Source organism: Paraburkholderia sp. IW21, assembly GCF_041321145.1.
Classification (GTDB): Bacteria; Pseudomonadota; Gammaproteobacteria; order Burkholderiales; family Burkholderiaceae; genus Paraburkholderia.
Map to the genome: position 1 here is coordinate 527,771 of NZ_JBGGWA010000003.1, position 25,237 is coordinate 553,007.

The 25,237-nt window shown below is 60.0% G+C and carries 16 protein-coding genes; 4 read left to right on the forward strand and 12 right to left on the reverse strand.

Annotated features, from left to right (window positions below; translation table 11 throughout):
* Window positions 1-98: 98 nt before the first annotated feature.
* Both ACAX43_RS09615 and ACAX43_RS09620 read right to left on the reverse strand, forming a co-directional pair.
* Entirely contained in the window at window positions 99-1,982 is a 1,884-nt protein-coding gene (locus tag ACAX43_RS09615; RefSeq protein ID WP_370708142.1) for a DUF3857 domain-containing transglutaminase family protein, read from the reverse strand.
* Window positions 1,983-1,999: 17 nt separating this feature from the next.
* The gene (locus ACAX43_RS09620; RefSeq protein WP_370708143.1) at window positions 2,000-2,899 is read right to left on the reverse strand and encodes a helix-turn-helix domain-containing protein; all 900 of its coding nucleotides are present in this window, start codon (window positions 2,897-2,899) and stop codon (window positions 2,000-2,002) included.
* A 109-nt stretch (window positions 2,900-3,008) separates the two neighbouring features.
* Here ACAX43_RS09620 and ACAX43_RS09625 point away from each other — a divergent pair, with 109 nt between their 5' ends.
* A complete protein-coding gene (locus ACAX43_RS09625; protein WP_370708144.1) occupies window positions 3,009-3,566 on the forward strand; it encodes a hypothetical protein in 558 nt (185 codons plus the stop codon).
* Window positions 3,567-3,618: 52 nt separating this feature from the next.
* On the opposite strand, the gene ACAX43_RS09630 is transcribed toward ACAX43_RS09625, so the two are convergent.
* Window positions 3,619-4,284 (reverse strand): hypothetical protein, encoded by a 666-nt coding sequence (locus ACAX43_RS09630; protein ID WP_370708145.1) that lies wholly within the window; start codon window positions 4,282-4,284, stop codon window positions 3,619-3,621.
* Between the two features lie 317 nt (window positions 4,285-4,601).
* On the opposite strand from ACAX43_RS09630, the gene ACAX43_RS09635 reads away from it, so the two are divergent.
* Entirely contained in the window at window positions 4,602-4,739 is a 138-nt protein-coding gene (locus ACAX43_RS09635; RefSeq protein WP_370708146.1) for a hypothetical protein, read from the forward strand.
* 276 nt (window positions 4,740-5,015) lie between these two features.
* Here ACAX43_RS09635 and hutG read toward each other — a convergent pair whose 3' ends face one another.
* The 8 genes from hutG to ACAX43_RS09675 form a co-directional block, all read right to left on the reverse strand.
* Window positions 5,016-5,837, reverse strand: coding sequence for an N-formylglutamate deformylase (hutG, locus tag ACAX43_RS09640; protein ID WP_370708147.1), 822 nt, complete (start codon window positions 5,835-5,837; stop codon window positions 5,016-5,018).
* Between the two features lie 95 nt (window positions 5,838-5,932).
* Window positions 5,933-7,318 carry a formimidoylglutamate deiminase gene (locus ACAX43_RS09645; RefSeq protein WP_370708148.1) on the reverse strand — a complete coding sequence of 462 codons (1,386 nt, stop codon included), beginning with the start codon at window positions 7,316-7,318 and terminating at the stop codon, window positions 5,933-5,935.
* A gap of 15 nt (window positions 7,319-7,333) precedes the next feature.
* Entirely contained in the window at window positions 7,334-8,563 is a 1,230-nt protein-coding gene (gene hutI, locus ACAX43_RS09650) for an imidazolonepropionase (protein ID WP_370708149.1), read from the reverse strand.
* A 97-nt stretch (window positions 8,564-8,660) separates the two neighbouring features.
* A complete protein-coding gene (locus tag ACAX43_RS09655; protein WP_370708150.1) occupies window positions 8,661-9,260 on the reverse strand; it encodes a HutD family protein in 600 nt (199 codons plus the stop codon).
* A 20-nt stretch (window positions 9,261-9,280) separates the two neighbouring features.
* Window positions 9,281-10,969: a urocanate hydratase gene (hutU, locus tag ACAX43_RS09660; protein WP_370708151.1), complete on the reverse strand. Its 1,689-nt coding sequence runs from the start codon at window positions 10,967-10,969 to the stop codon at window positions 9,281-9,283.
* A gap of 80 nt (window positions 10,970-11,049) precedes the next feature.
* A complete protein-coding gene (gene hutC, locus ACAX43_RS09665) occupies window positions 11,050-11,745 on the reverse strand; it encodes a histidine utilization repressor (RefSeq protein ID WP_370708152.1) in 696 nt (231 codons plus the stop codon).
* A gap of 37 nt (window positions 11,746-11,782) precedes the next feature.
* Window positions 11,783-13,306, reverse strand: coding sequence for a histidine ammonia-lyase (hutH, locus tag ACAX43_RS09670; RefSeq protein WP_370708153.1), 1,524 nt, complete (start codon window positions 13,304-13,306; stop codon window positions 11,783-11,785).
* A 392-nt stretch (window positions 13,307-13,698) separates the two neighbouring features.
* Entirely contained in the window at window positions 13,699-14,595 is an 897-nt protein-coding gene (locus tag ACAX43_RS09675; RefSeq protein ID WP_370708154.1) for a LysR substrate-binding domain-containing protein, read from the reverse strand.
* Between the two features lie 105 nt (window positions 14,596-14,700).
* Between ACAX43_RS09675 and ACAX43_RS09680 the strand changes: the two genes are divergently transcribed.
* Complete coding sequence (locus ACAX43_RS09680) at window positions 14,701-15,702, forward strand: NAD-dependent epimerase/dehydratase family protein (protein WP_370708155.1); 1,002 nt, start codon at window positions 14,701-14,703, stop codon at window positions 15,700-15,702.
* A gap of 109 nt (window positions 15,703-15,811) precedes the next feature.
* Complete coding sequence (locus ACAX43_RS09685; protein WP_370708156.1) at window positions 15,812-15,994, forward strand: hypothetical protein; 183 nt, start codon at window positions 15,812-15,814, stop codon at window positions 15,992-15,994.
* 53 nt (window positions 15,995-16,047) lie between these two features.
* Here the strand turns inward: ACAX43_RS09685 and ACAX43_RS09690 are convergent, their stop codons facing one another.
* Window positions 16,048-24,993 carry a hypothetical protein gene (locus tag ACAX43_RS09690; RefSeq protein ID WP_370708157.1) on the reverse strand — a complete coding sequence of 2,982 codons (8,946 nt, stop codon included), beginning with the start codon at window positions 24,991-24,993 and terminating at the stop codon, window positions 16,048-16,050.
* Between the last annotated feature and the right edge of the window lie 244 nt (window positions 24,994-25,237).

The following is a 25,237-nucleotide window of genomic DNA, read 5'->3' on the forward strand; positions in this document are numbered from 1 at the left end:
GCCTCTGGCGCCGACAAAAGTGGATGCGCCTGCTGCGATGGAAAGGCATCGCAGCAGGCGCATCCACTGACGCCAGGCGCCGCAGAGGCAAACACCCTCTACTTCATAGCCTTCACCACCACCTCGGCATCGAGATCCCGCTCGATCCGGACAAGATCATCCTTCACGCCGGCAAATTCATCGGCCGTGCACATCTGATGCCCAAACGCGGCCCGAAGGTGTCGCCTGACCTGCAAGACCCGCGTGGCAGGATCGAACACGTAGCGAGAAGAAAACTCGAAGAAGCGATCCTTCACCGTGGCATCCGGCGGCACATCCGTCACGCTGGCGAACCTCGGCAGCGTCATTTCCAGCGTCTCATCGAACGCTCCGCCGATACACGCCCAAGGCTGCGTCCTCGAAGGCTCTGCCAGCCACACCTGCACCTGCCCGCCCATTCCGCCGGATAGGCTCGTCAGGGCCGGCACAGCGGTAGTCCCATCGGTCCAGACAAAATGCTCCACTCGCCCCTGCATCGACGTGGAAAAGGGTTCATCAGTGGCGGCCACGTCCCCGGTGCGCAATTGCGCCGTGCCATGCAAGCCAGTCTGCAACAGACGGTTCGCTCCGATCTGTTGCGTACGTTGACGGGTTGCCCGTCTAAACATATTGCGTTCGAGCTCCGCGGTATAGCCGGCATCTTCCACTCGATAAGCGTAGTTCGCCCCCCCGCCTTCATCGACGTCGATTTGCAGGCGCGCCATGCGCTCGCGTAACTGGGTGGCCGGCGTGCGCGCCAACACGCCGTCGTCGACCAGCAAAACCGGCCGGTCCATCACGCTGGGTGGCAAATAACCAAAACCCACGCCACCTGCCGTGGTGTCGGCAAATAGCGATAGCTCAGGAATCCAGACGATTGCATGATTGATCGCGCTTTCTCCGTACCCGGGCACGTCCGGCAAACTGTAGTACGGCCCGAGGTTGAGCAGCACGGCCTCGCTGCGGATGCCCACCGCCGCCAACAGCGCGCTATACAACGCCACGTGATCCTTGCAGTCGCCATAGCGGTTGCGCAGGATATCGATCGACTTATGCGGAATCGCCGCCGTCTCACCGAGAAACAACGCGACGTAGCGGATGTTCAAGCGCATCCAGTCATATAGCACCTGTGCTTTCGCGCGCGGGTCGGTGGCGCGGGCGGTCAGGCTCTGCGCGAGCCGGACGATCGCCGGGTCGCTCATTGTCGCGTCGGCGGCAGGACCGCGATAACGCGCGGCAAAACTTGCGAAGTCCGGCACTGTCGACACCATCAGCCGGTCGCCCCAGTTCGCATAGCCCACCGCGCCCGCTTCGAGCGGCGCATACGGGCCGTGCCGATAGTCGAATTCGTAGCGTGTGCGGCCGTTCGCCGTGACCGGTGGAAGTGCAAGGTAGCCGCGTGCATCGGCATAGAGCGGCACGTCGGCGGGCAGATCGAAAATCAGGCGCTGCATCTCGACGGGGTCGCGCGTCGGTTCGACCAGGTATGCAAATGTGCCGGCCTGCAAGGGCTTCGTGCGCGTCTTGCGAAACGCCAGATGCACGCGCGAGCCGGGCTCCACGCCCGGAAAGATCACCGTACGCAACACCCCGTCTTCGAAACTCGGTGCGCCCGCCGAGCGCGGCTCCTGCACGTCGCGAATCGCCTCCGGGCCGACCGGATGCGCGACGCCATTCGGGTCGATCGTTTCGGCAGCCAGCAATTGCACCTGCTCGATGTCCTTGTTGAACCACACGTAACGTTGCGCGATGTCGTCGACGCCGCTCGTCGTGTTGGCCCGTAAGACCGTGTCGTCGTGTTCTTCAATGGAGCCGTCTTTCTGGATCACGAAGAGGTGGACGTCGCGCTCCGTCGTCGAGGGGGAGAGGTCGTCGCTGGAGGTGCTGGAGATGCTGGAGCCATCGCCACCAGCATGCGCGACGGTTGCGCACGCAACCAGCGCCAACGCGGCGGCCAGCTTCATGCCTGCCGCGCACCGCATCATGTGCGACGCGCCGCGCCCCGCGCGCGCCAGGCACGCGGACTCGACGCAAACTCCGCACGAAACGCGTGATTGAAATTCGATAGATCGTTGAAGCCGCAATCCAGCGCGATATCGACGACCTTCGCGCTATCGTCGTGAAGGCGCAGTGCCGCCGCTCGCAAACGCGCGCGCAGGACATATTGATGCGGCGTCACGCCGGTCACCCGCTGGAACGTGCGCAGGAAATAGAACTCGCTAAGGGCCGCCGCGGCAGCGAGGCGCGTGAGCGTATGCGGCGCGGCAGGTGTGTCGTCGATCAGGCGCACGGTCTGCGCAACGCGTGACCAGGCTGCGGCGCTTGCCGTCCGTTCCGGGCGAGTCAACGCACCAGCCGCATTCAAAACCGCGACGGCCAGCTCGGCCGCGAGTTCGTCCCACACCGCTTCGCCCGTATCCGAAGCGCCGGCACACGCCCGCGCGATCAGTGGTGACAGCGCACGCAGCGACGGTAGGCGTGCGCGCCCGAAGTTCAGATGAGCGCTCGCAATACCCGCATCCGCGGCGAGCCGCTCGAAGTAGGCCGGGGCATAGCGAAACGCGATGCACCGATCGCCGGCCCCATGCCGATGGCCGCATTCGAAACAGTCACCGGTGTTGCCGAGCAGCAGCGCGCCGGGGGTCAGCAACTCACGGCCCGGCGCTGCCCGGTAGCCGAATGAGCCGGCCACCACCATGGCGATGCATACGCCGGCGTGCCGCTCTTCGAACGGCTGGTCGCGCGGGCCGAAGGTGCAGAGGATGTCCGCGACGTCCCAGCCCGCTCCCTCGGCCAACCCACGCGCGGTGGTGCTGCCGCGTGCGCCTTCCCGTGCGCGTTGCGCGAGTGCCTGCTGCAGCGTAACGGCAATTTTCCCCAAGATGCACCTCGGCTGAGTCCGTATCGTGGTTTTAGCACATCGGCGGCCGGTGCGGTTTTGCCGATTCCGGCGATGACCCTTTCATTGAACACCCGAAGGAGCACACACGATGAACATACTGGACCACACCGTCGACCTCAGCTTTTACGCCGCACTGAGCGCGCCCGCGCGCGCCGCCGACATCGACGCCGCCGACGACGTCTACGGCTGGCTGATCGGCAGTTGGGACATGGAGGTCGTGCATTACCGCGTCGACCTCGGCAACGCGCGCCGCCGCGGCGAGATTCATTTCGGCTGGGTGCTGGAGGGCCGCGCCGTGCAGGACGTATGGATCATGCCGCCACGCAGCGAGCGTCACGCCGGGCTAGCAGCCGGCGACGCGATGTACGGCACCACGCTGCGGGTGTGGGACCCGGCTCTGCGGGCGTGGCGCGTGACTTACATCAATCCGCTGAGCGGCCAGCGCGATGAGCTGGTAGGCCGGCGCGTCGGCGACGATCTCGTGCAGATCGGCACGCATGCCGACGGCACGCCGATTCGATGGAATTTCACCGATATCACGCGGGATTCGTTTCGGTGGACCGGGGTCGCGCTCGCGCAGGACGGGGTGACATGGACGCTCGAGGCAGAGTTCCATGCGCGGCGCAGGCCTTCGTCGGCTGGCTAGCCCCAAGGGGTTTTCGTCTGCATGCAACACGGTGACCCCGCCGCGGCAGGTATCAAACCCCTTCCCCAATTTGCCCCAGCAAAGCCTGCAGTCGCTCCACATGCCGCAGCAGCAAATGCCGATGCTTTTCGATCTGCTCCAGCCGGCCCGCGAGGTCGGCTTGAATCGGATCGTCAAGATCGGCGGCGGCGATCACCTCTTCTACTTTCGAGCGCATCGATGCCAGTTCGACCGGCGCCTGACTCAGATGCCGCTCGAAACGCCGCACGTCCTGCATCGCCAGATCGCGGACCTTGCGGAAATGCGCCAGGCGCCGATGCGCTTCGGCATCCAGCGCCTCCTCTTCCAGGCGTTTGCCTGGCCCGGTCTGGCCGAAAATCGGCTCGGGCGGCCGCAGCACCGTCTTCTTGCGCACCGGATGTGCAGTGCCGCGAAAACGCGCAAGCGGCTGTTCGTTGTCGATCGCCTCACGCGCGTTGGCCGGTATGTCCTGTTCCGTATGCGGCACGTTCATCCAGCCATTCGGCAAACCCGTGACCGCCTCGATACCGCGCACGAACTCCTCGCTGAATTCGCGCTTGCCGGACAACATCAATTTCAGGTGGCTCGCGGAAAAGGTCATCATGCGCGCGAGCCGGGTTGCCGCGCCAACCTCGCGAGTCAACAGCACGAGGTTCGCTCGCCATACCGGGAGCAGCAGTTCGTCGGAATCTTCCATCGCTGGGTCTTCCATCTTTTTTGCCCGATGTATGGACGACGCGCTCGCGCACGTCATCGTTCTGAAAGGGTAGCCGTTTCGCGGCGTGGCGCGCAATCCCGAAGCGAACCTATGGCGGCAGTAGATGGGTCGAAATTACACGCTACTGCGCGCCACCGTCCGGGGAGAAAACGTCACGAAGCCCGTCATTTTGAGTGGACCCATGCATTCGGCCAGCGTTCCTGCGCTGAGCGGGCGATCTGTGGCATCCTTTCGGGCCGTTGCGGCACGCCTCGTGCTGTAGCGTTAGCACCACCACGTCGATTAAGGATTTTGTAATGAAGAAAATCATTCTTGCTCTCGCGGCAACCGTAGTCGCCTTCAGCGCGGTCGCTCCCGCCCAAGCTTACGAACATCATCACAAGCAATGCCACAAAGTGCGCGTCCACCATCACTGGGAAAACCGCTGCCGCTAATGGCCCGGTCTCGCCCGCGAGGGTGACATCGAGAGCCCCGCTTATGCGGGGCTTTTTTATGGCCGCCCGGGCTCGCGTACCGGCATGCTGTTCAACGCTCTATAAGTTCTGCGCGAAACCAGCAGCATGCAATCACGGACACATGCTGTTACACCTTTGCAGTGTGCGAGGACACGGAAGCCTCGCGGAACGCGAAGCGCCATGAACGCCGGAGGGAGGATTAGAAGAAAAACAACCGACAGCGCGCCGATCGGGTCGACGCGCGCGACCGGTCAGTCAACCTGCCTTGACACGCTCCAATGCCGTCACCACGAGTGCTTCAAGGACAGGCTCGACCTTCATGGCCAGCGTTTCGTCATACGCATACGGCATCTGCTCTTCCATATACGTAATCTGCGACAACTCGAGCTGTACCGCGTGCACCCCCTTCGAGGGCTGCCCATACTGTCGCGTGATGTACCCGCCCTTGAACCGTCCATTGGCGACAGCGGAATAACCACCATGGCGCTCGACCACAGCGGCCAGTTCCTCGCCCAGGCCAGTCACCGCGCTTGCGCCATTCGACGTGCCGAAATTGAAATCCGGCAGACGCCCTTCGAAGAAACGCGGCACGTGCGAGCGAATCGAATGCGCTTCCCACAACAGCACCTTGCCGTGCTTCGCCTTCAGCGCAGCAAGCTCGCCTGCCAGCGCGTCGTGATAAGGCTTCCAGTAGGCATCGCGCCGGCGCGCGACTTCAGCGTCGGTCGGCAGATGGCCTTCAAGGTACAAGGGTTCCTTGTCGAAGGTATCCACCGGTAACAAACCGGTCGTGTCTTGCCCCGGATACAGATTCGCGCCATCGGGCGGACGGTTCAGGTCGATCACATAACGCGCGTACGTCGGCGACAGAATCGACGCGCCCATGCGCTTCGCAAACGCGTAGAGACGATCAAGGTGCCAGTCGCAGTCGTCTGTGCGTTGCGCGACGGGCGTCATCGTCCCGGCGATATCGGCGGGGATTTGCGTGCCCAGATGCGGGATCGAAATCAGCAGCGGCAGGCTTCCCTGGTGTAGCGAGAAGACCGGCGGCGTAGTTGCAATAGGCGAAGCAGTCATGTCAGTCCGGAATCGAGGGGATCGATAAAAATCGAAGGCTCAGGTGCGTTAGCAATTCACTTGAGCCTTTCACTTCAACGACTCATTTGAGCAGATCATTTGAGCAGGTCGGCGAGCGCCATGCGATAGCGCGCGTACGCGCCCTCCTCATCGCGGTGCCGGCGGTTGTCGACGACCTTGTCGCCGCCCGCGTAGACGTCGCGAATCGGCGTCTCGCCATGCTCGCAGAATACAACGCCCGAGAGCCACGCGTCCGGCGCGTGCTCGGCGATGCTCGAATGAGCCGGGTCGAGCACCAGCCAGTCGGCACGACGACCGGCTTGCAATGCGCCAACCGCGCGGCCCGTCGCCTGCGCGCCGCCTTCGAGCGCGGCGTCGAACAGACGGTCAGCCACGTGCGTGGCCTGCGCCGATGCCAACACGTTGCGCTGACGCCGTGTAAGACGCTGGCCGTATTCGAGCAAACGCAACTCCGCACGCCAGTCGACGCCGATATGGCTATCCGAGCCGACGCCGATGCGCCCTTGCGCGTCGAGATATTCCTGCGCCGGAAAAATGCCGTCACCCAGGTTGGCTTCGGTGGTCAGGCACAAACCGGCAACCGCGCCGCTTTTCGCGAGCGCCAGCGTTTCGTCCGCATCGACATGCGTGGCGTGCACGAGGCACCAACGGTTGTCCACGTCGAATCGATCAAGCAGCCATTGCACCGGCCGTGCGCCTTCGGTTTCGAGGCATGCATCGACTTCGGCGGTTTGCTCGGCGATGTGGATGTGCACCGGGGCGCTTGCATCGATGCCCTGCAGCAATTCACGCAGCGAATCGGCCGATACAGCGCGCAGCGAATGAGGCGCGACGCCGTAACGCAATGCGGCGCTCTCAGGACGCGCCGCGCGCAACGTGCCGAGCAGATCGAGCAGACTCTCCGGCGTATTGATGAAACGCCGTTGATCCTCGCGTGGTGCGCGCGAACCGAAACCGCTGTACTGATACAACACGGGCAGCATCGTCATGCCGATGCCGCTCGCCGAAGCCGCATCCACCACGCGTTGCGCCAGTTCAGCCTGGTTTGCATAGCGGCTGCCGTCCGGCGTGTGATGCACGTAATGAAATTCGCAGACCGACGTATAGCCCACCTTCAACATCTCGATGTACAGCCACTGCGCGATGGACGCGAGCCCGTCCGGTGTGATCCGCGCGGCAAACCGATACATCAGATCGCGCCAGCTCCAGAAGTTGTCGGTCGCGTTCGCGCGATATTCGGTGAGGCCGGCCATCGCGCGCTGAAACGCATGCGAGTGAAGATTCGGCATGCCAGGCAACACGGGGCCGGCGGCTTTCTGAATACCTTGCGGAACGGCCGCCGTATCGGGCGTGACCGACGTAAGCGTGCCGTTTGCGTCCCACTCCAGCAGCACATTGCGGCGCCAGCCGTCAGGAAGATAGGCGTGATCGGCGAATAGTGATGGTTTAGTTTGCGTCATCTCTCAGGCTCTGGCTCAATTCACACTCGATTCACGCCGCGTATAAACGGTCTCGCCCGCGCGCACGACCCGCGCGCACAACGGCCGTCCAATCCAGTAGGCCAGCTCGGCCAGCGACTCGACCGACCACACCGCGAAGTCCGCCGCGCGCCCAGCTTGCAGCGAGCCATGCGACTCCGCTTTGCCGAGCGCACGCGCCGCATGCGAGGTCACGCCTTGCAGTACTTCGGGCACGGTCATACGAAAGAGCGTGGTCGCCATGTTCATCATCAACAGGAGCGATGTGGCAGGCGACGTGCCGGGGTTGCTGTCGGTGGAAATCGCAATCGGCACCTGATAGCGCCGCAACATGTCCAATGGCGGCAACTGCGTCTCGCGGATGAAGTAGTACGCGCCGGGCAAGAGCACGGCGACGGTGCCCGCCTCTTTCATCGCGGCCACGCCCGTTTCGTCGAGGAATTCGAGGTGATCCGCAGAGAGCGCATGGTGGCGTGCCGCCAATGCCGCGCCGCCGCCGTTCGACAACTGCTCGGCATGCATTTTCACCGGCAGTTTGTAGCGCTCCGCCGCTTTGAACACCCGCTCGCTTTGTTTCAGCGAAAAACCAATGCGCTCGCAGAATACGTCGACGGCGTCGATCAGGCCTTCGTCGGCGAGCGCGGGCAGCATCGTGGTGCAGACTTCGTCGATATACGCATCGGCTCTTCCCGCGAATTCAGGCGGCAATGCGTGCGCGCCGAGAAACGTCGTGTAGACCGTCACCGGATAGCGCTCGCCCAACTGGCGCGCGACGCGCAGCATCTTCCGCTCGCTGGCGAGATCGAGGCCGTAGCCGGATTTGATTTCAACCGCCGTGACGCCGTCGGCGAGCAGCGGCTCGAGCCGCGCCGCGGACTGGCGAAACAGCGAATCTTCATCCGCGGCACGCGTGGCGCGCACCGTCGAGACGATGCCGCCGCCCTGCCGCGCGATTTCTTCATAGCTGACACCGGCGAGGCGCTGGGCGAATTCATCCGCGCGCTGGCCGCCATACACCAGATGCGTATGGCAATCGACCAGCCCCGGCGTCACCCACGCGCCGTGCAGATCTTCGCGCGGCCATGTGGCGTAGTCAGCGGGTAATTCGGAGGCTGCGCCGAGCCATGCGATCTTGCCGTCTTCAACGGCAATCGCGGCGTCGGGCAGCGTGTGTTGGGGATCGCCCTGGGGGCAAAGTTTCAGGTGATGCCAGACGGTTTGCTTCATCGCGTGCTCTTTGCAGCTCGTTGCGTGTCCGTGGGGGTTCGCGGCGCGCTTCGCCAGGCCTGAGCCAAAATTTAAGCGCGCACGCGAACCGTCGTCATCATTGCGTGTAGCGGATGCTGATCGCGAGCAGTGCGCCCGCGCCCTCAATCGTGCATGACAGCGCGTTCGGCGTGTCGATGCGCAGCGTGTCGCCGGTTTCAAGCACTCGCGGTTGAGCGTCGCCACCCAGCGTGACCGACACCGAACCGCTTGCGCAGAACAGCAGCCCCACGTCGGCGGACAAAGTGTGCTGCGTATCGCCACGCCATACTTCGGCCTCGCCCACCGCTGCGCTTCGGCGCACCATCAGGTTGAAGTCGCGGGTAGCACCGTCGACGAGGCGCGCGTCGATTTGCGCTTCACCAGCAAAACGTGCGATGTCGAGCGGCTGCGTCAACGCATGCGTGTTCGTACTGTTCCCCTCAGACGCTTCATCGAGCAACATCCCCGCGCCGGACAACAACACCAGCGTGCGATCGATGCCCGCGAACCGCGAGAACGGCCCCGCTTGCGCCACATCGGCGATGCTCACGCGCCACACGAACGCATCGAGCCCCGCGCCCGCGGGGAACGCCGCCACCTCACGCGTGACGCCGCCGCCGTTCTTCCACGGCGCCGCCACGAGGTCGGCGCCGCGAATCAGCGCCGTGGTTGCCATGCTATCGACAACCGCCACGATCAACGGCCCAGCATCGGCAGATTCAGGCCTGCCTCGCGCGCCGTTTCCTGGGCGAGTTCATAGCCTGCATCCGCGTGACGCATCACACCGGTGGCCGGATCGTTGAACAGCACGCGGCCGAGGCGCTCTTTAGCGGCATCCGTGCCGTCGGCCACGATCACGACGCCCGCGTGCTGGCTGAAGCCCATGCCCACCCCGCCGCCATGATGCAGCGAGACCCACGACGCGCCGCCTGCCGTATTCAGCAGTGCGTTGAGCAAGGGCCAGTCGCTGACGGCGTCCGAGCCGTCTTTCATCGATTCGGTTTCGCGATTCGGGCTTGCCACCGAACCGGTGTCGAGGTGATCGCGGCCGATCACGATCGGCGCCTTCAGTTCGCCGTTCCTGACCATTTCGTTGAACGCCTGGCCCAGCCGATAGCGATCCTTCACGCCGACCCAGCAGATTCGCGCCGGCAGGCCCTGGAACGCGATGCGTTCGCGCGCCATATCGAGCCAGTTGTGCAGATGCGGATCGTCAGGGATCAGTTCCTTGACCTTCGCATCGGTCTTGTAGATGTCTTCCGGATCGCCCGACAGCGCGACCCAGCGGAACGGGCCCTTGCCTTCGCAGAACAGCGGGCGAATATACGCCGGCACGAAACCCGGGAAATCGAAGGCGTTTTCGACGCCCATTTCCAGCGCCATCTGACGAATGTTGTTGCCGTAGTCGAGCGTGGCCGCACCGCGTTCCTGCAGCGTCAGCATCGCTTGCACCTGCTTGGCCATCGACTGCTTGGCCGGCGTGATGATGCTGTCCGGCGCCGTCTTCTGACGTTCGCGCCAGTCTTCGACGCGCCAGCCTTGCGGCAGATAACCGTGAATCGGATCGTGCGCGCTGGTCTGATCGGTCACGCAATCCGGCGTGATGCCGCGCGTCACGCATTCAGCGAACACGTCGGCGGCATTGCCCAGCAGACCGATCGAGACCGGCTTGCCTGCCTTCTTCGCTTCGTCGAGCATGGCGAGCGCTTCGTCGAGCGTCTTCGCCTTCTTGTCGACGTAACGGGTCTTCAGACGGAAGTCGATACGCGTCTCGTCGCATTCCACCGCGATCATCGAGAAGCCGGCCATCGTCGCGGCCAACGGCTGCGCGCCGCCCATGCCGCCCAGGCCGCCCGTCAGAATCCAGCGCCCTGACGGATCGCCGTTGAAATGCTGGTTCGCCACCGAGAAGAACGTCTCGTAAGTGCCCTGCACGATGCCCTGGCTGCCGATGTAAATCCAGCTGCCCGCCGTCATCTGGCCGTACATCATCAGGCCCTTGCGATCGAGTTCGTGGAAGTGTTCCCACGTCGCCCAATGCGGCACCAGATTCGAATTGGCCAGCAGCACGCGCGGGGCGTCCGCATGCGTGCGGAACACGCCGACCGGCTTGCCCGATTGAATCAGCAGCGTCTCGTCTTCGTTCAGGTCCTTCAGCGACGCGAGAATCTGATCGAAGCAATCCCAGTTACGCGCGGCACGGCCAATGCCGCCGTACACGACCAGCGCGTGCGGATGCTCGGCGACTTCCGGGTCCAGATTGTTCTGGATCATGCGGTACGCGGCTTCCGCAATCCAGGTCTTGCAGGTCTTTTCCGCGCCGCGCGGTGCGCGGATCGTGCGGGTCGGGTCCAGACGCGGGTCGATGTGTTTGGGGTTGTTCATGGTGGCCCTCGGAATGCTCGAAAAGGTTCGGGAGATAGTCGGAAAATGAGTCGGAAAATGAGTCGAAAAAAGCGGCGAAATCAAAAATGTCCGGTGAAGCGATAGCGGCTGCCGGGATGCCAGAGATTGGCAATCGAAGCGACCTGGCTTTGCGACCACGTGCGCCGATGCAGCACAAGGCAAGGCTCGAGTTCATCCATGGTCAGCAACTCGCGCGTATCGGCATCCGCGGCCAATGCCTCGATGCGGTACTCGACGCGCTGCAACGGAGCCACGCGCACCAGATACTGGTTCGGCGTGGTGTTCGTGAAGTCCTGCAACGCATACTCGGGCGCGACCGCCGGGTTGACCCAGCGCTCTTCGAGTTGCACCGGCTCGTCGTTTTCGAAATGCAGCACGCGCGAATGAAACACCGGGCTGCCCGCGCTCACCTGCATTTCCTCGGCGAGCGCTTCGTCGGCGATGCTCGCGCCGATGTGCAATACGTTCGCCTGATAGCGATGACCGCGCGCGACGATTTCGTCGGAGATGCTGCGGATCGCCACCAGTGTCGATTCGTACTTGGGACGCGCCACGAACGTGCCCGAGCCCTGCACGCGCGTGAGGACCTGCTCCGAAGTCAACTCGCGCAACGCGCGGTTGACCGTCATGCGCGCGACGTTGAATTCGCGCGCGAGCTCGTTTTCGGAGGGCACCTGGTCGCCTTCAGCCCATTCGCCCGCATGAATGCGGCCGAGGATGAAGTCCTTGATGCCCTGGTAGGCCGGTGCGTTCATTGGCTTGATTTGCGCGCTTGAAAGGTGGTGTTGGAGCTTACTGTTCGGACGCGAACGAGAACGGGCTCAGCTTCGCGATCGTGCCGTTTTGCACAAGCCGCGTGACAGCCGCGATATCCGGTGCGAAATAGTGATCGAGCTCGTAATGCGCGACATCCTTGCGCACCGCGTCCATCACTTTCTGCAGGCTCGGGCTGGTCTTGTGCGGCGCGCGCAGATCGACGCCTTGCGCAGCGGCGAGCAACTCGATCGACAGGATGTTCGCGACGTTTTCGGCGATGTCGCCGAGCTTGCGGGCAGCGAAGGTCGCCATCGAAACGTGATCTTCCTGGTTCGCGGACGTCGGCAGCGAATCGACCGAAGCCGGATGCGCGAGCGTCTTGTTCTCGGAGGCGAGCGCCGCAGCGGTCACGTGAGCGATCATGAAGCCCGAATTCACCCCGCCGTCGCGCACGAGGAACGGCGGCAGGCCCGACAGCGTCGCGTCGATCAGCAATGCGATGCGACGTTCGGCAAGCGCGCCAATCTCGGCGACGGCAAGCGCGAGGTTGTCGGCCGCGAAGGCGACCGGCTCGGCGTGGAAGTTGCCGCCCGACAGCACTTCGCCCGTGTCCGGAAAAATCAGCGGATTGTCGGAGACGGCGTTCGCTTCGATCAGCAGCACGTCGGCTGAGTGACGCATCTGGTCCAGGCACGCGCCCATCACTTGCGGCTGGCAGCGCAGGCTGTACGGGTCCTGCACCTTGTCGCAATCGGCGTGCGAGACATTGATGCCCGAGCCTTGCAGCAGCGAACGGTAGGCCGTTGCCGCGTCGGTCTGACCTTGATGGCCACGCAGTTCGTGAATGCGCGCGTCGAACGGCTTGACCGAACCCGCTGCTGCGTCCACCGACAGTGCGCCCGCCACCAGTGCGGTGCGATACAGGTCTTCGATCGCGAACATGTTGTAGAGCGCGAGCGCGGTCGACGCTTGCGTGCCGTTCAGCAACGCCAGGCCTTCCTTCGCTTGCAGCGTGAGCGGCTTCAGGCCGACCAGCGCGAGACCTTCGGTGGCCGGCATGCGCTCGCCCCTGGCGAACACTTCGCCGACGCCGAGCAAGGCTGCCGACATATGCGCGAGCGGCGCGAGGTCGCCCGATGCGCCGACCGAACCCTTGACCGGGATCACCGGCAGAACGTCGGCGTTGTACAGCGTGATCAGCGCTTCCATCACTTCGCGGCGAATGCCCGAGTGGCCGCGGCCAAGGCTCGACAGCTTCAGCGCGATCAGGAGACGCACGACCGGCCGCGACATCGGCTCACCCACGCCGACCGCATGCGACAGCACCAGATTGCGTTGCAGCAGTTCGAGCTGGTCGTGCGGGATGTGCGTGCTGGCAAGGCGCCCGAAACCCGTGTTGATGCCATAGGCCGGTTCACCCTTCGCGGCGATATCGGCAACGGCTTGGGCACAGGCGTCGATGGCGGCGTGGCTGGCGGGATCGAGTTGCAGCGCGACGTGTTCGCGAGCGATCTGGCGCAGTTGCGGGAGGGTCAGGTGGCCGGGCTTCAGAATCATCATGATGTTGTGTCCTGTCTTGTCTATACAATCTGAGTGAAGTCTAGCGGTGGCGTCTTGTATATACAACTTGTTTTTGCAGCTTCTGGCTTAGGGGTTTCCATTAGGGCAGGACGTTTGCGCGGCATACGCATCGCTTCGGGCAGGGCTGAACGTGACACAGCGCTCCGCGCCGCCGCTGCTTCTCATTGACGCCAACTTGTATATACACGTTCAAATTCCGCCTCGACAAGCTGACAAAAAGATTCGGCGCGCCGTGGGGGCGCAGCCGAAGCCGCGCGGAGGATTACTTAGAGAGTTATAGGAGAGCGCACTGAGGGCGCAAAAAAAGCCCGCGCACTCATACGAGCACGAGCCGCGGAGTTTTTCCAACCGCACTACCCGCGCAGGACTCGTTAGAGCCTCACCCGCGCTGCGATGAAATCCAGGAAACACTGCACGCGCCCCGCCAGCGTCGCGCTCTGGTAGTAGACCGCGCTCACCGGCTGCCGCTCGTCCACCAGTACGTTGCCGAGAATCGGCACCAGCCGCTGTTCGCGTACGTCGGCCGCGGTCATGAAGTCGGCAAGACAAGCGATGCCCCATCCCGACAGTGCCAGTTGCCGCAAGGTCTCGCCGCTCGATGCGGTGATCGCCGGCTCGATCTTCAGCGACGCGGACTCGCCTTTTCCACCCTCACGCAACGGCCAGCGATTCAAATGCTCCGGCGCCGTGAAGCCGATCAGGCGATGCGCGCGCAACGCTTCCACCGAACTGGGCACGCCGTATTCGGCGAGATACGCCGGACTTGCGACCACCCTCAATTTGCTGCTGCCAAGGGCACGCGCATGCAAGGTCGAATCCTGCAAGGCGCCGATGCGGATCGCGATATCCACCTTCTGTTCGAGCAGATCGACGATCCGCTCGTTGCTCGACAACGCCAGACGAATCTCTGGATACAGCGCAGAAAAGGCCTTCATATGGGGCGCCACGCAATGGAGCATGAACGGCGACGCCGCATCGACACGCAAACGCCCCGAGGGCCGCTCACGACCACGAGTGACGGATTCCTCGGCCTCTTCCATGGCGTCGAGGATCGCCCGCGCCCGCCGCAGGAACGCCTCGCCCTCTTCGGTCAGATGCAGACGGCGGGTGGTGCGCCGCACCAGCGCGGTGTCCAGTTTCTTTTCCAGGCGCGTGAGCGCACGGCTCACGCCTGAGACCGTCTGCTGCAATTTCTCGGCTGCCGCAGTGATCGAACCGCAGTCGATCACGGTGACGAACACCAGCAACTCGTCGGTAGAAGTCTTCATTGTTGATTTCGAATCAAGATTGATTTGAGACTAACACGCTTTTTGCGAGAATCAGGACGGCGGATACTGCGTGCATGTCATCGTATTTCCACCAGGGAGAACGTCTTGAAGATTTTCATTACAGGCGCAAGCGGCTTTATCGGCGGTTCGATCGCGGCGCACCTCGTGCGCGCCGGCCATCAGGTGCGTGGTTTGATCCGCAAGCCCGAACACAGCGCTGAGCTGCAGCGCCTCGGCATCGAACCCGTGATCGGCACGCTTGACGACCGCGAACAGCTGATCGCCGAAGCGAAAGCCGCCGACGCAGTGATCAACGCGGCTAGCAGCGACCATGAAGGCGCAGTGAAAGCGCTGATCGAGGGCCTTGCCGGTTCCGGCAAGCCGTTTCTGCATACGAGCGGTTCGAGCATCGTCGGCGATGCGTCGGGCGGCGAAGCGGGTGACGCACGCATCTATCACGAAGACAGCCTGCCCGAACCGACTGCGGATAAAGCGGCACGCGTCGCCATCGATCAGTGGGTGCTCAACGCGGCGCGGCAGAACATTCGCTCGGCGGTGCTGTGCAACACGCTGATCTACGGCCATGGCGCCGTGCCGGGCAGCGCGAGCGTACAGTTGCCGCGGCTCGTGCGTCAGGCGCAAAAGAGCGGCGTGGTGCGGCATGTGGGCAGCGGCGGCAACATCTGGTCGAACGTGCATATCGACGACGTCGCCGAACTCTATCGCCTTGCGCTGGAGAAGACGCCGGCGGGCACTTTCTACTTTGTCGAAAGCGGCGAAGCATCGTTTCGCGACATGAGCGCCGCGATCGCCCGCGTGATGAAACTGGGCGAGCAAGACTGGCCGCTCGAAGAAGCGCAAAAGGAGTGGGGCTACGAAATGGCCTCGTACGGGCTCGGTTCGAACAGCCGCGTGCGCGGTGAGCGCGCGCGCAAACTGCTCGGCTGGCAGCCCAAATTCACGTCGGTGATCGACTGGATCGAGCACGAGATGACGTCCCCCAAGGGGACTTCCTTCGGGGCGCCCCCCAAGGGGACTTCCTTCGGGGCGCCCCCCAAGGGGACTTCCTTCGGGGCGTCCCCCAAGGGGACTTCCTTCGGGGCGTAATTTGTGTAAGCACGGCCGTTGCGAATCCGTAAGCTCAACTCGCTAGAATCCGGCTCACGTAATAGCGCGATTCGACGATACGAGTCGCGCGTGAGCCCGGATTTGATCGATGAACTTGGCCCTGAATCTCGACTGGCTGACCAATCTGCTGGCGATTCTTTTCGTCACGGCGTGCCTGTACGATTCACGCTACGACGAGTACGGCACGTTGACGCTGTCAGCGGCCGCGATGGGACTCGTCGTGATGGCGATCGAACAGTTCCTCAAGCCCGCTTTCGACATGGCGTTGTGAGCGGCGCCATTCGAGTCGGGCCGACGTTTCATGAGTTCGCTTCGCAGCGTTGATCACAATTTCGCAGCGTTGATCACATCTTCGCTGAGGTCTCCCCAAGGCGTCGACGCATGCCACTCCTTCACCTCATAGCCCGGTAGAGACAATTTGTCCCCGACAGCGGGATCGATTTCAATATATTCGCCGTTGTGTTTCGCAATCACGCCCTGCACTGTCTCTTCGGCCGTTCCGCGCACATTGTCCAGGGTGATCAGCGTGACAAGGTGAGTAATCGGCACGCGTGTTCCGGATGCCGCTTCGCGACCTGGCGTGACCGTCACATCGGATTCGGATTCGGATTCGGATTCGCTGAGCCGCAACTGGTCCGCAACCGAAGGATTCCGCGACTGATCCATCGTCAACGTTGCAGCCTCGCCGAGCGGCCGGCATACGCACAGATGGACACGCTTGTAGTTGGGCCCGACGTCGGCAACTTGACGACGCACCTCGTCGATCGACATGCGCGCGCCGGTCGGCGAATCAACGGCAATACTCAGGATGTCGGCACCTTGCACCTCGGCCCCGGCACGGCCGGGAATGAGCGCCATTTTCTGGATTTCAAGGTCGTCGTACTCGTAGTGCGTCACGGTATATTCGGACACTTTGCTGAGCGCGGCACCGGTCGGCGTGTTCTTTTCCTGGCCGCCGGCATAGTCAAGGACAGACTGACTTGATGCCCCAATGGGATGCGTCCACGTGCCGCTCGGCGAGAGCTGAAACTCGCTGGATTTAAATCCGGCGACGCCCCCTGAATCATCGCCTTCAGTACCGAACCGCGAGGTGCTTCTCATCAGAAAAGCCAGATTCCGATCGACAATACGATAGGTGCCAGGCCGATAGAAAAGCAGTGTCATCACATTGGAATCAGGGGTGCCCCCACTCGACACGCCAAGCCTTGTTGTGTCCAGTTCGCCGGCGCTCACGATGATGTCGTCCGGTGGATTATCAAGCGGCTTCTCTCCCGCCCGCCAAACGGTCATGTGCCTGGATTTTTTTCCTGTTTCGGCAATGCCCACCTCGACATCGCTGCCTAAATCCAGAATCTTGTATTCGCGCTGCGCGGCGGATCGCAACGCGCCCACGACCTCGACTTCCACACGGATAGTCGACGGATTCGGCGTGGCCGGACGAGGCCCGGACGGGGGAAGCGCCGGCGGTGCGCCGCCCGCTGGCTTCGCGGGCGCAAGGATTGCCAATCCGCTCAGCAAGTCCTCGTCCTCGGCCGTCAGGCGCCTGAAGGCCGAGGGGTTCGAACGCAGCTCATGCAATGCGTATAGCGTTCGCGCCGTACGTATATTGCCATCGCCATAGGGACGACCACGGGCCATGGCGGCAAACAACAGATCGCCGCCGCCAGCGGACACCGTGCTGATATCGTTGAGTCGCCGCCGCAAAAACTCGTCGGCGATGTCGAGACTCATGAACGTCGGATCATCCGCCGTTCTGAAATGTCGAGGCACTTCGCCTGCGGCCGGCCGATAGACGTCGTGATGAATCGACTCAATCACAGATTTGTCGAATAGATCGGCCGATTTGAATTTTTGCAACGTATTAACCATATCGCCGACCGCACGCCTGTCAGAACGATTGGCGCCCAGAATCCATTCTGCGGCAGCCTCGTCGACAGAAGCCCCTTCTTCCAACTGCCGGGTCAGCTTGAGCGGATTTTTTTGCAATGACTTCAGGTGTGCCTGCGCCTCCTTGTACCTGAGCAGATCGTTGGCAATTCGAACGCGAAGTTTTTCCAGATCGACGTCATGGGTCGCTCCCCACGAAAAACGGGTCTTTTCCACACCATCGAAATCGAACCGCAGGCTCTTACCGACAGATCGTTCCAATACATCACCGCCGACCAGATAAGCCAGCTCGATAAACTCCGGAAGTTTGGCCGAACGCTGAATCAGCAGATTGACCTTTCCTTGATCGTCCGCCCGTCGCCAGGCGACATTCAAGGCCATATCCTGCAGATTACGTTGGATGACGCGACCCACCGCAGGTGTCTGCGGCACATTGAAATCGAATAAAAGCGCCGCCTCCGCGTTTTGCACCCTGTCCGCCTTCCATTTTCCGAAGGCAGCCTTAAATTCAGTGAATTTCTCAGGATTTCGCTTGAACTGCGTCACGTACTGGACGAAGGTTGCGTAAGAGTCTGCATTGTTAGCCGCCGCGCCCGGGTCCAAGGGAAGTCTGGCCAGTGCGGTCAGATCGTGTTTCTTGTCCGCCCGTAAAATTCCAATATAGGCATTGTCAACCGTGCTCAACTCCCCGGTTTTCCCGGTGGCATGGGTCATTTCATGAACGATGACCCTCCCCATATATGCCTTTCCCAAGTCATCCCTGCTTTTGATGAAATTCACCCCGGTTTCATAGGCATTCACATAGGTGCCGGGTTCTTTATCCTGAACCACGTCCTGATACTTCCACTGATCGAGTTCCGCGACTGTTGTGCTGCTACTGGCCGCCGGCCCCTCGGGTCCCGCACTGGCCTTGGTGTTGTAATAACTCACATGCGCGGCCGGATCGAACTTCCTGACGCGCTTTCGGATGATTTCCAGGTTGCTTGCCAGCTTCTCAATGAGTTGCGGACGCGCAAATTTGTCCAGCCATTGCCTGCCCCACAGACACTCCGCGATCGTGGCAACCATCTCGCTATCCAAGCCGTTTTTCAGCGCAGCCTGCGCGACATCCAGGTGTTCCAACGCCCCGCGCTGACCATTTTTCATGAACTGCGTCATTTGACTCAGCGGCTGGCCGGTCAACAACGTCTGCCGCGCACGCACGGGGGCCCCACCCTTACCCGCCAGATCGAGATGTCTCACCCACGCTCCGTTACCGCTTCGCCTGACCGGCGGCGCATAGCCTGAAGTATTGCTGGGATTGATCACACGCCAGGTACGCGCGTCGTCATCCCACTTCACCCGAAATACCCCGCCGTCCTGATTGCGGATGTAGCACTCGACAGGCAGCGAAGTAGACGTTCCGGGCTGAGGGATCCGATAGATACCCGCTGAATCGGGCGTGACGCCTTCAAGACTGACATTTGCCCGCCAGTTGGCATTCAATCCACCATAATTCCCTAAATCCGGTTCATACCAGGCAGGCGAACTCAGGACAACCGTACCGCTTTCCGTTTTATCGACGTCGAATACGAATGTCCGGTCATTGTATTTTTTCGCCTTCTTGAGACTGTAGAAATCCTTATATTTTACTAATTTCGATTTCGTCCCTTCCTGGTGGCGCCTGAACCATTCCTGCTCCAGCATCACAGTCTGGCCGCTTCCCTTAACCGATTCCATCGAAATTGGCGTAGGATCGATAACGTACTTCACATTATCCAGATCGATGACCGTGACAAGGTGATCGATTCGCGAGTCTGGATGCAAACGATCCCACTGATTGATGGACCTGAATTTTATCGAGAAACTCTGATCGCGATTCAAGTCCGGTAATAATTTTCCGGATGTTTTCATATTATCCAACTCTGCCGCTGTCTCAAGCGAAGTCTTTCCTCGAAACCGGGCGTCCCGTAGCACGCCGCCGACACACGACATGGATTTTTCTATGTTTGCATTCACCCTAACCCGAGCTTCGTGATCAAGCTTTCTGTTCCATTCAAGTGACGACAACGATCCAGATTCGCCCCGCGCTCTATTTCTTAAAATATTGGTCGATTTTCCGGAATTCTCGCTCGCCATCCATGAAATTAATTTCCGGTAACTCGGCGACGATCTGATTTTTTTTGTGATTCCGCTTAACCCATACGGGGCTCCTGTCAATGCAGCCTCAGACATGAGACTTATAGCAGCATCCCATAAATACGAATCCTGCTCTTCTGGATCGTCCTCTATAATCGCCCTTCCAATTGCCGGCCCCGCCTCCGTTACCAAACCAATCACAAAGCCGGCTAACGGGCCTAAAGGCAACGAGAAAATCGCCGCAGCAATGGCGAACACCTCCAGCCAGTCCAGGGCAGTCTGCCAGTCAATCTCACTCCTTGATTTGGCGAGCAAATCAGCTTCCCGGTATAATCTCGTAAGAAAATTCTGATAAAAAGAAAATGATGACGAATCGATCTGGTGATAGGTCAGCCTACTCGACAATTTCGCGTCTTCATCGAAACTGATCGGAATTACGGCTCCAGTCGGATAGCGGCCAAATTTATCGTAAATCCAGGCGGCCGAGGTATCCACACTGTGTCCTAGCATCCAGTGCGCCAATTCTTTGTCCAGCTTGAATTTTTCTTCGACATCCTTTAAAGAAAGGAACTCTTTCAGGGAGTCGTCAAGCAAGGACAGGATGTTAATCCGATCATTCTCATTCCTATACATCAAAAGTCCGGCCAGCTCGAAACCGGAATACTTGATCCAATGCAGCCGCCCCGGCTGGTCGAGAAGCGGCTTTATCTTGGAAACCATGACGGCATCAAACGCTTCTTTTATTTGCTTCATCTCCATCAGGCTGCTTACCTCGCCTTGGTACTCAGACTGAAAATCCCGGGCCAGCAGACGCTCTACCACTGGTCCCAGGCGCGCATCGGACACTTTCATGTCCCTCGTGGAGTTCAGTTTTCTCAGCGAAATCTCCCCAAGCCGATACTCATTTTCCACGGTGAAAATGTGTTTGGAGGGGAACATTTGAGAAATCGGAGCAGGTTTCATTTCGGTTGTCGACACGACAACCCGCGTATCGATATTGACGTCCCCCGTTATGCCGAGTTTCGCCGCCTCACGCCGGATCGCATTGTCGACATATTTGACAATGCCGCCGATCTTGACCCCCTTCAAGGTTGCCTGGTAAGCGCGAATCCGGTCGGCATTAGCCACGATCTTCTTCGCCTCACTCATTTCATTGGAAATAGCCAGGATTTTTCCTTTTAGCTCATCCCCAAGAGCGACCGGCCATTTAATTTCAGCATTTCTGTTTTTATAATTCGCATGTTTCAGATGAAGACCCATAACTATTTGTTCAATACTAAACAGCGCAACCCTTTTTTCATTCTCGCATGCGTAGGTCACGGCAATTATCTGATCGATTTCGTTGCCTGGCCCAACGATTTCCCTTATACGTCCTTTTATAAAAACCGAGTCCTTGCAATCCTTTTCGCTGCCTGGATATGTGAAATCTCGCGCGCCCGGTTTCGAAAGGGCTTTTGAGGCTCGCTCCAGATATCCAGCCACTTTTGTGATTCTGTCTATTAACTCTGCATCAACTGACTTTTCGGCATCATCCTTCTCCTCTGCGCTGCGAGCCTCATCCCATAGAAGCTTTCCATCGTAATATTTAAATGTCCCCTCCACCCCCTCGATAATCAACTTGATAACCCCGTCTTCGCCAATGAAGCCCACGGCGCCGTCCCGCGTCGACACACTGTCAGAAAGCATGGCAGCTTCCAGAGTAGTCTTCAGGAGGTTGCAGTAAAATTCAATTTCCTTATCCGAGAGCCCTTCGCCGTGCAAGAGGTAGCGCAGGTAGCTTCCGGGTATTTTTATTTTCCAGAACTCATTTAACTCCTGAAATTCTCTCTGGCTGACCAGCGCCGCATAATAGCTCAGGGTCCTGTCGTTGTATTTATCCAGCAACACCTGCAAGATGAAATTTCGCAACTGATTAAGCATCAGGAGCATTCTAAAATCGGTGAAATTGTCGAAAGCAATTATTACTGAAACAATGTACCTCTGCATTTTCATCAGCATCAGATCGAGTTCAGCCAGCAGGGCAAAATCGTCACCCAGCCGGCCTACCACGCCCTGCTTACTTAAAATGTGTGGGAGTAGACGAGCCGTCAAATTTTCGAAGAATATTTTCAGCGGACCTTCTTTACCGAGTCGCCCACTCAGAGCCAACAGATATTCCTTTATTTTTTCCTCGGAACTCTCCAATGCGCCCTCGGAAAGCACCCTTCTTGATTGGCGAGCATGTCCGCCTGAAAGTAAGTCTTGAAACTCTGGAATTGACGTGACATCAATGAACTCCAGCTTGCCCAGTATCCTGTCAATGGCGGCATCCAGGTCGTCGCACAAAAAGTACTTTTCAACAAAATAAGCGGTTAGACCGGCCCCCATCATCACCGCCGCGCCAACCGCCAGCTCGCCACGATATTTTTTCAGAAAATGACGCGCGCCTCCGGTCGATGGAGGCTCATGATCGTCGGCCGCATTGTCTACCAGCTTCTGCGCCGCCTCTGGTATGTCCTCACCTACTTTCGCATCTGCTTTTCGGTCAGTGCTGCCATCGATTTTTACTTCGATCAAACCGGCATCCATCGCCGCGTCAGGCGCCTCATTTTCTACAGAGCCGAACCTCGGGGACAGCACTTTATAGGCCGCCCACGTTGTCGCCAGCCAGTAAGCCGCCAGCGACAGCCCTGCGAGTATTTTTTCGCGCTTTGCCTGCTCATCGCCCCAAATGACAGGCCGCGTATCAGGTATCGACGACAGGCCGGATGGCGCTGCGGCGGCTAGCTCATCCGGCCGTACAGTGTTTGCTGCTGAGCTCGTTGTCTCATCTGGAATGTTTCCGCCACGGTCGAGGGCTTCCAGAACCATCAGACACGCAAAGGTCACGCCCAATTCTTCGCTGTTCGGCGGCATTTTCTTGAATGCAAAGACAGCGAGGGCGTCGACATAATCGGAGATCACATCTTGCAACGACGCCAGGGGTTGGGCGAGATACCGCGCGAGCGCCACGGTCGCCTGGGTGCGCCGGGCAGTCGCCGCGTCAATAGCATCAAGCGCGCCGCCGGTTGGCGCGTTGTCAGTTCGAGGGCGCTCCTCGCCGCGGGGCGTGACCCGCAGTCCTGGTGAGCGCAACGTGCCCAACACACTCGCCATGGCACTCGATAGGGTTCCAGATACGCTGAGCATTGCGTGCGTACCGAGACGGCAAGCAAGCGCCTCTATCCGGGCCGCCAAGCCTTCTATCGCGGGATGGCTGCTTTGCCTCGAACGCTCGACGACAACGTTCAACCACGTAATCCACGAGTCGGTAGGGGGCAGCGTGCCTAGCTCCTCTCTCAGCGCGATCAACCCCGGCAATAGCGGCCACACAGTCAGAAGCGCGTCGATCACTACCTCGCCGCCATCGGGGAGATAGCATTGCAGAATTTTTACGACCCCCTGCAACGCCTCGGGGTCCTCAATGGCATCCTGCCGCGTCAGTATCTGATAGAACTGCCAGGCCAGGCACACCTCCAGGAAACGATCAAAGTACCAGCGGGCATGGGGATTCCTGATTGTCTCCTGCACCAACCACGCGGCTGTTTCCTCCCAGCTCCAGTCCCTCTTTATCGCCGGCAGTTTTCTTATAATTTCGGCAACGGATAACGCATAAGTGATATCCACGCCGGTTATCGAAGTGATCAACGCGGGTTTATCTCTGACGTAGTGCGCTGCCTCGTCGACAAAATATTGCGCCGTCTCCCGCCACGTCATGCCGACGGGAATGTTCATATACCAGTCGTACACGCCCGCACCAACCTTCGCCGCCGGCGAGAACGGCGCCAGCAGAGAAACCATGTTCCTCGTTTTCACCGGGCCAAGCAGAGCCGATGCGAGCATTCTCGCCTGTTCGAACCGGCTGACGTCCTGTGCGGTGAGTCTGGTTAAGAAGTCGATTATCGGTAATGTTTGATCGCTGCCACCCACTGCCCGGCTCATGCCCTCCACGACAGGCCGAAGCAGCGTACCTTCGGTAATTTTCCTTGCACTGGGTGAACTTTCCAGACTCGCTATCCAGCGCAGTTTTTCCAGGGAACCGGCTTCGTCAGGATAATCGCCGAGCAACTTGACCACAGCCTGCGGAGTAGTCAACAAAGCCAGCCACTGAGGCCCGAGGAAAGGCGACAACGCCTGACGAACTTCATCGACCTCCAGAATCTGTACCAGCCAGCCGAGCTTTTCCGTGTGCGTCCCATTGGTGGGGAAATCAGCACATGGATTGCCCACGCCAGCGTATAGCAACTCAATTCTCTTTTTTACATCCGCAGCGAGACTGACCAGCGAAGTTAAGCTCTCTGGCGCCAGCTCATTGATCAACTGATCGGACGCGACCAACTCTAAATAGTCGCTAAAACCGGCCCCGTCCTCAAGGCTATTCAGCTTCGCTAGAAACTCGAATGTCTGCGCACTCCTGTCGAGGATCGTCAGGAACTGCTCGCTCCGCTCTCTCGATAAAGCTGATTGCACCGCGCCACTATTCAGTACGCCCCGAATCTCGGCGATCACGCCTCTCACGTTTGTTTCGCCATACTCACCCTGTGCGATATCAAGCAAACGCTCCACTTTGGACGTCAACTTCAACCCCTGTTGCAACGATCTGATGTTTTCCGGCACCCACTCTTCGTAGCAGGAAATAATCTTCGCCATTTCGGTGAAGCGTTGCAGAAGACTTAGATTTGCATCCTCGTAAACCGCTGACAACTCGGCATTTAACTTTCTTGCAAAGCGGTATTGCGTCGACAATACCCGCTGTTCGACAGACAGGCCTGACATCAGCCCGGCGACAGTCTCTTGTTGAATCCTGCAAGCGAGCGTCACCAGACAGTCGGCCAAGGCCTCGTAACGGACCACCGGCGGACCGACCTCTTCCGCGGCATCCGCGAATTCGTCATCATCACTGCTTTCGGTCGCCACGCGCTCTAACGGATCAAACGGAGACCCTGATCTGGTTAATGAGCGTTCATGATGCGAGTGCTCCGACCGCAACATCATGACTTCCGGCGTTCGTTGCAGATCATGCCGCTCAATAACCGGAAGATTTATCGCCTCAAATTGATGAAAGCCTTCGAAATAGTCCTCATCCTCACTTTCATCCGCCAGGTCAATCGACACATGAGATCGATACCCGGACACCCCTGGCGGCAAATCATTATCCTGACTTTCCAGATGCGACGCATTGCTCCCGGATTTGGCGCCATTCCTATGTTTTATTAATTTATGGTTTATGGCCTCGTAGATCGGCACGGCAAACCTCGCATCGGCTTTAACGGCAAGAATATGTCCACATCAGATTCGCGCAATTTCGCGAACCCGGCATATTGAGTCAACCCGGCGTATTGTCTGCATCAAGTTCGCTGAAAAGCGAATGGCATAAAGCCGCACCCGAACAAGGGCGTCATTCAACCCGGCAAGAGGATTCGAAGGGAAGCGGGCAAAAAAAGATACGCGGCGCATCGCAGATAAAGCATCTGCAACACGCCGCGTCAAG

Excerpts from the sequence above, each read along its gene's own strand:
- ACAX43_RS09630 (WP_370708145.1), bottom strand. The coding sequence starts at position 4,284 with ATGGAAGATTCCGACGAACTGCTGCTCCCGGTATGGCGAGCGAACCTC.
- ACAX43_RS09685 (WP_370708156.1), top strand. The coding sequence starts at position 15,812 with ATGAACTTGGCCCTGAATCTCGACTGGCTGACCAATCTGCTGGCGATT.
- ACAX43_RS09645 (WP_370708148.1), bottom strand. The coding sequence starts at position 7,318 with ATGACGCAAACTAAACCATCACTATTCGCCGATCACGCCTATCTTCCT.
- hutG (WP_370708147.1), bottom strand. The coding sequence starts at position 5,837 with ATGACTGCTTCGCCTATTGCAACTACGCCGCCGGTCTTCTCGCTACAC.
- ACAX43_RS09655 (WP_370708150.1), bottom strand. The coding sequence starts at position 9,260 with ATGGCAACCACGGCGCTGATTCGCGGCGCCGACCTCGTGGCGGCGCCG.
- ACAX43_RS09675 (WP_370708154.1), bottom strand. The coding sequence starts at position 14,595 with ATGAAGACTTCTACCGACGAGTTGCTGGTGTTCGTCACCGTGATCGAC.
- ACAX43_RS09635 (WP_370708146.1), top strand. The coding sequence starts at position 4,602 with ATGAAGAAAATCATTCTTGCTCTCGCGGCAACCGTAGTCGCCTTCAGC.
- hutU (WP_370708151.1), bottom strand. The coding sequence starts at position 10,969 with ATGAACAACCCCAAACACATCGACCCGCGTCTGGACCCGACCCGCACG.
- ACAX43_RS09625 (WP_370708144.1), top strand. The coding sequence starts at position 3,009 with ATGAACATACTGGACCACACCGTCGACCTCAGCTTTTACGCCGCACTG.
- hutH (WP_370708153.1), bottom strand. The coding sequence starts at position 13,306 with ATGATGATTCTGAAGCCCGGCCACCTGACCCTCCCGCAACTGCGCCAG.
- hutI (WP_370708149.1), bottom strand. The coding sequence starts at position 8,563 with ATGAAGCAAACCGTCTGGCATCACCTGAAACTTTGCCCCCAGGGCGAT.
- ACAX43_RS09615 (WP_370708142.1), bottom strand. The coding sequence starts at position 1,982 with ATGAAGCTGGCCGCCGCGTTGGCGCTGGTTGCGTGCGCAACCGTCGCG.
- hutC (WP_370708152.1), bottom strand. The coding sequence starts at position 11,745 with ATGAACGCACCGGCCTACCAGGGCATCAAGGACTTCATCCTCGGCCGC.